A 5297-nucleotide genomic window follows, 5' to 3' on the forward strand; every position below is an offset into this window, starting at 1 on the left:
CTGCTCGAACCCCTGCAGCAGCCAGGTCAATGTGTCCATGTCACAGAATTCCGTCCAGAATGCCTGCGGGCAGCGGTATTCCGAGCCCGACGTAGAATGCGTAGAAGCTGCCGAACCCGAGGACCGCCCCGATCACGAGACTGCGCACGTAGTGCCTGTTTCCCAGGACCGTCGCGGCGCCGGCGAACAACAGGGTTCCGGTGATCGCCCACCCCAGCGGGCCGACGAGGGCGATCGTCGCGACGAACAACGCGACCAGCAGCCCGACCGTGCGCCAGTCCCCGGGCGACGACAGGTCCACGTCCTCTCCGCCGTCCTCCTCGCCGGTCGATCCCCACAGGATCGCCGCTGCGAGCGCCACCGCGCAGACGACGAGTCCGGTGCCGACGACCATCGGGAACAGCCGAGGCCCCACCGGGTCGACCTTGACGAAACCCGCTGTCAGAGTGAGCGCGTCGACGATCAGGAAGACTCCCACCGCCACGAGCACACCGAAGACGACGAACTGGGCCGGATCCTTCATCCGGCGGGCCGGCGTCGCATCGGCCGCTGCCCGCGTACTCATGCCAGCCCCAGCTCGGACAGCGTGGACGAAACCCGCTCGTCCTGCTCTTCGAGGAACCGCTCGAACTCCGGTCCGGTCGCGAACGCGTCGCTCCACCCGTTCTTCACCAGAGCCTCCTTCCATGCCGGGGTGTCGTGCAACTTCGCGAGCGCCTCCACCATTGCCGCCTTGGCCTCGTCCGAAATTCCGGGCGGCGCAAGGATTCCGCGCCAGTTGGTGAAGGTCAGATCGATGCCCGCCTCACGGAGCGTCGGTGCGTCGATGCCGGGAACGCGCTCGTTGCCCGACACCGCGAGGACCCGGACCTGGCCCGCCTCGATCTGGTCGACGTACTCGCCGAGCCCCGACGTGCCCGCGGTGATCTTCTCGCCGAGCAGCGCGGTCAGCAGATCACCGCCGCCGTCGTAGGACACGAAGTTCACTGCCTTCGGATCCACTCCCACCGCACGTGCCGTCTCCATCGGGAACAGGTGGTCGGGACCTCCGGGTGACGATCCACCGCCGATCGTGATCGCCGACGGGTCGGCGCGCCACGCGGCGACGAAGTCGTCGACGGTGCGCAACGGCGAGTCCGCGGGGACGAGAATGCCCTCCTGCTCCTCGACCATCCTGGCCAGGGCCGTAGCGTCGGACACCCGGGCCGTCGAGCCGTTCGTGTAGCCGGCGCCGACCACCCCGAGGCCCATCATCATCATGAGGTCGTCGTTGCCCGCCTCGTTCATGAGCCGGGCCATCGCCACCGTTCCGCCTGCGCCGATGACGTTGAAGACCTCCACGCGGCCGGTGATGCCGTCGTCCTCCATGATCTTCACCGCCGTCCGGGCGGTGAGGTCGTAGCCTCCGCCGGGGCTGTTGGGAACCATCATCCGCACCCGGTGCAGACCCTCGTCCTCGCCGCGGGTGACGCCGCATCCGGCAACGAGAATCCCCGCGAGCACGAGCAGTAGGACCGCACGTACGCGGCCTCCGCCGGCTGTCCTGGACATCGTTCCTTCTTTCGCCGAAAAATGTGACCTTCGGCAATACTGAACCCGTCAGTGAGTCACGTCACTCTTGAGTACGAAACGGAACTTGAGTTCATTGTGGTCACCACGTCCCCTCCGTATCCGCAGCCTCGCCGGGCAGGTTCTGCTCCTTCAGCTCGCCGTCGTGGCGGTGGTGCTGCTGGCGGTCGCCGCGGTGTCGGTGCACCAGTCGACCGTCGGATTCCGCGACCTGCAGGGTCAGCGGATGATCGCGGTCGCCGAGAACGTGGCCTCGACGCCCGTGGTGCGGGAACTGCTGTCCGCACCGTCCGCCGGCACGGTTCTCGCGCCCGAAGTGGACCGCGCCGTGAACCTGTCCGGGGCGACGCTCGCCGAGATCGTGACCGCCGACGGCACGGTCCTCGTGTCGTCGGACCCGACCCGGCTCGGCGCGGCTGCGGAACTCGGGGCCAGCGACGTGGCAAGCGGCCGGGCCTGGTCCGGTGACGTGGTCGTCGACGGCCGTCGGGCCATCGCGGGACACGTCCCGATCCTGTCGCCGGCCGGGTCCGTGCTCGCGATCGTGGCGGTGAGCGACGACTACCCGTCCCTGTGGGACCTCCTCAGCAGCGCCGGAGCCCGGTTGCTGCTGTATCTCGGCATCGGCGCCGGGCTCGGGCTCCTCGGCTCGTGGCTGTTGTCGCGACGGATCAAGACCCACACCCGGGGGCTCGAGATCGCCGAGATCGCCAACCTCGCCGACCACCGCGAGGCGCTGCTGCACAACATCCGCGAGGGCGTGGTGGCGGTGAACACCGAGGGCGTCATCACCGTTCTCAACGACAGCGCACAGGAGCTGCTCGACCTCACCGCGGACGCCGTCGGCCGCCGCGTCGACGACGTCGACCTCGAACCCGCGGTCCGTCAGTACCTGCTCAGCGGGGACGACAGCGGCGACATCGTGCTGTCGACGGCGTCCCGGGTGCTGGCGCTCAGTCGCCGGACCGCGACGAGCCGGGGACAGCGGATCGGCACCGTCACCACGATGCGCGACAGCACCGAGCTGGCGTCGCTGCAGAGCCAGCTGTCGTCGCACAAGAGTGTCACCGACACCCTCCGGGCCCAGACCCACGAATTCGCCAATCAGCTCCACACCATCTCGGGGCTCACCCAACTCGGCGACTACGACGCCGTCACCGACTTCGTCGGAACTCTCACCAGGCGCCGAGCGGAAATCAGTGACGCTGTGACGCAGCGTATTTCCGACCCCGCCGTGGCCGCCCTGCTCATCGCGAAGACATCGCTCGCCGCGGAGACCGGAGTGACCCTGGTCCTCGAGCCCGATTCGCGCCTGCGGGCCCTCGACCCCGAACTCGCCACCGACGTCATCACCGTCCTCGGCAATCTCGTCGACAACGCCGTCGACGTGTCGCAGGGCGGGCGGGACGCGCGGATCTCCGTCCGCATCACCGACTCCGACGGCATCACGGTCGAGGTCGCCGATTCGGGTCCCGGCGTGCCCGATTCCCTGCGGGAGGAGATCTTCGCCCGGGGCGTCACGTCCAAACCCGACACGCCCGGGGGACGCGGGGTCGGACTGGCGCTGGTGCGACTGGTCAGCGCCCAGCACGGCGGATCGGCTACCGTCTCCGATGCCCCGGTCACCGGCGGCGCCTTGTTCACCGTCCACATCCCGCGCAGTAAGGATGGCTGACCATGCACGACCGTCCAGGATCGGACGAGGCGGCGACGCACAAGGTCGTCGTCGTGGACGACGACTTCATGGTCGCGGAGATCCACCGTCGATTCGTGGACCGGACAAAGGGATTCACCACGGTTGCGGTGGCACACAGCGGCGCGGAGGCGCTCGACGCCGCGCGGACCACCGCACCCGACCTCCTCCTGCTCGACGTCTACCTGCCCGACATGTCGGGACTCGACGTCCTTCAGCGGCTGCGCGCCGAGGGCGACGCCGTCGCCGTCATCATGATCACCGCCGCCCGGGAGATCGATACCGTCGGTCGCGCCCTGCACGGCGGAGCGACCGACTACCTGGTCAAGCCGTTCGAGTACGCGCAGCTCCGGGAGAAGCTCGAGCACTTCCGGCGCCGAGCGCACGAGCTCGCGACCCAGACGAGCGCCGACCAGACGTTCATCGACTCCCTGTTCGGTGCCGGCGGCAAGGCCGCCGAACCCGTACGGCTGCCGAAGGGACTGAGCGCCGAAACCGGCCGGCTGATCCTCGACACGGTCCGCGCCCGCGGCGAACTGTCCGCCACCGAGTGCGCGGAGCTGGCCGGGTTGTCGCGGGTGAGCGTGCGCCGCTACCTCGAGCACTACCTGGACGCAGGCCTGCTCGAACTGCGTCTCGAATACGGCGGCACCGGCCGGCCGGTCCGCCGCTACCGGCCCGCCGGGCACTGACCCCGGGCCGCATCCCGTGAGTGTTCCGCGGGTTGCAGGTGCACGACGGAGCGGTAGAACGCGAGGTGCGCGGCCGCCGCGTCGTCCCAGGTGTGGGCCGCGGCGAGCGCCCGCCCCCGGTGTGTCCGCGCGGCGTCGGGCGGCTCGGTGAGGGCGCCGGCCATCCCCCGGTGCGTCGACGCGAACCGGACGGTGTCGCCGAACACCTCGCGCAGCACCGGCAGATCCCGCGCCACCACGGGCACTCCGGCGGCCAGGGCCTCCATCGCGGCGAGCCCGAAGCCCTCCTTCGTGGACAGGAACGCGAACACCGACGCCTGCGCGACCAACGCCGGCAGCGCGTCCTCGGCCACCGTCCCCAGGATCGTCGGATCCACGTCCAGTTCCGTGCAGCGACGGTCGAATTCGGCTCGGTACGGCCGGTAGTCGAACAACGTCTCGCCGCCGGCGAACACCAGCCGCATCCCGGGCCGCTCACGGCGCAGCAGGGCGAACGCCTCCACCAGATCGATGCTGCCCTTGCGGGGCTCGATGCCACCGACGGCCAGCACGTACTCCCCCAGCTGCGCCCGCCACCGGGCCCGCGCCGCCCTGTCGTGCTCGGCGCGCGAGAAGCGGTGCGCGTCGACGCCGTTGGCGATGACCGTGGGCGTGAAACCCCAGCCCGCGCGGACCTCCTCGGCGACCGCACGCGAGACGCAGATCCGCGCATACGGTTCGGCGACGGCCCGTTCGTGACAGGCGGCGAGCTGCGGCGTGGTGAACCGGTCGAGGTGGTGGATCGTGCGGATGCACCGGTTTCCGACGGCGTTGGCGCTGATGCAGTCCTGCGCGTGCACCACGTCGTACCTGCCGGGGGTGAACGCCGCGCCGAGCGCGGCGATCGAACGCATGATGCGCTCCCCGACCCCCTCCCCCTCCACCCCGGCGAACGGGACGACGCGCACCCGCACGGCCGGGTCGACGGCGCGGAAGAACCCGTCGTCGCCGCCGCGCCCGAGCGTCCACACGGCGACGTCGTGGCCCGTCCGGGCCAGGGCCTCGGCAAGATTGAGGGTGTGGACGACACCGCCGCGCGGCTTGGTGGAGTACGTGAGCAGAGCGATCCTCACCCGATGTCCCCCTTCTCGTCGAGCAGTCCCCGATAGGTGTCCACGCGCCGCTCGGCCAGGTGGTGCAGCACCCGGCGGGCCCGTTCCACCTCGACCTCGACGTCGATGTCGACGACGGCGAGCCCGCCCTTGGTGCCCGTGCGGGCGAGCACCTCGCCACCCGGGCCGACGATCTTCGCCTGCCCGAGGAAGCGCATGCCGCCCTGCATCCCGGTCTGATTGGACGAGGCG

The 5297-nt window shown here is 70.2% G+C and carries 6 protein-coding genes; 2 read left to right on the forward strand and 4 right to left on the reverse strand.

The window, feature by feature from the left end; translation table 11 throughout:
* Positions 1-40 precede the first annotated feature (40 nt).
* Positions 41-565: a tripartite tricarboxylate transporter TctB family protein gene (locus AIIKEEIJ_RS12195; protein ID WP_161995746.1), complete on the reverse strand. Its 525-nt coding sequence runs from the start codon at positions 563-565 to the stop codon at positions 41-43.
* Positions 562-1551, reverse strand: a complete 990-nt coding sequence (locus AIIKEEIJ_RS12200; protein WP_006931886.1) for a Bug family tripartite tricarboxylate transporter substrate binding protein — start codon at positions 1549-1551, stop codon at positions 562-564. The genes AIIKEEIJ_RS12195 and AIIKEEIJ_RS12200 overlap by 4 nt, the downstream gene beginning before the upstream one ends.
* Positions 1552-1618: 67 nt before the next feature.
* Here AIIKEEIJ_RS12200 and AIIKEEIJ_RS12205 point away from each other — a divergent pair, with 67 nt between their 5' ends.
* Together AIIKEEIJ_RS12205 and AIIKEEIJ_RS12210 are read left to right on the forward strand one after the other, a co-directional pair.
* Positions 1619-3244: an ATP-binding protein gene (locus AIIKEEIJ_RS12205; protein WP_161995747.1), complete on the forward strand. Its 1626-nt coding sequence runs from the start codon at positions 1619-1621 to the stop codon at positions 3242-3244.
* Positions 3245-3246: 2 nt separating this feature from the next.
* Positions 3247-3954: a response regulator gene (locus AIIKEEIJ_RS12210; RefSeq protein WP_029541286.1), complete on the forward strand. Its 708-nt coding sequence runs from the start codon at positions 3247-3249 to the stop codon at positions 3952-3954.
* Here AIIKEEIJ_RS12210 and AIIKEEIJ_RS12215 read toward each other — a convergent pair.
* Positions 3933-5066 (reverse strand): MSMEG_0565 family glycosyltransferase, encoded by a 1134-nt coding sequence (locus AIIKEEIJ_RS12215; RefSeq protein WP_065923012.1) that lies wholly within the window; start codon positions 5064-5066, stop codon positions 3933-3935. The genes AIIKEEIJ_RS12210 and AIIKEEIJ_RS12215 overlap by 22 nt on opposite strands.
* Positions 5063-5297 (reverse strand): nitrilase-related carbon-nitrogen hydrolase (locus AIIKEEIJ_RS12220; RefSeq protein ID WP_338020940.1); only part of this gene is annotated, 235 nt, incomplete at its 5' end. The genes AIIKEEIJ_RS12215 and AIIKEEIJ_RS12220, both read right to left, overlap by 4 nt.

This window comes from Rhodococcus sp. YH1 (assembly GCF_009939605.1).
In the GTDB taxonomy this organism is placed as follows: Bacteria; Actinomycetota; Actinomycetes; order Mycobacteriales; family Mycobacteriaceae; genus Rhodococcus; species Rhodococcus aetherivorans.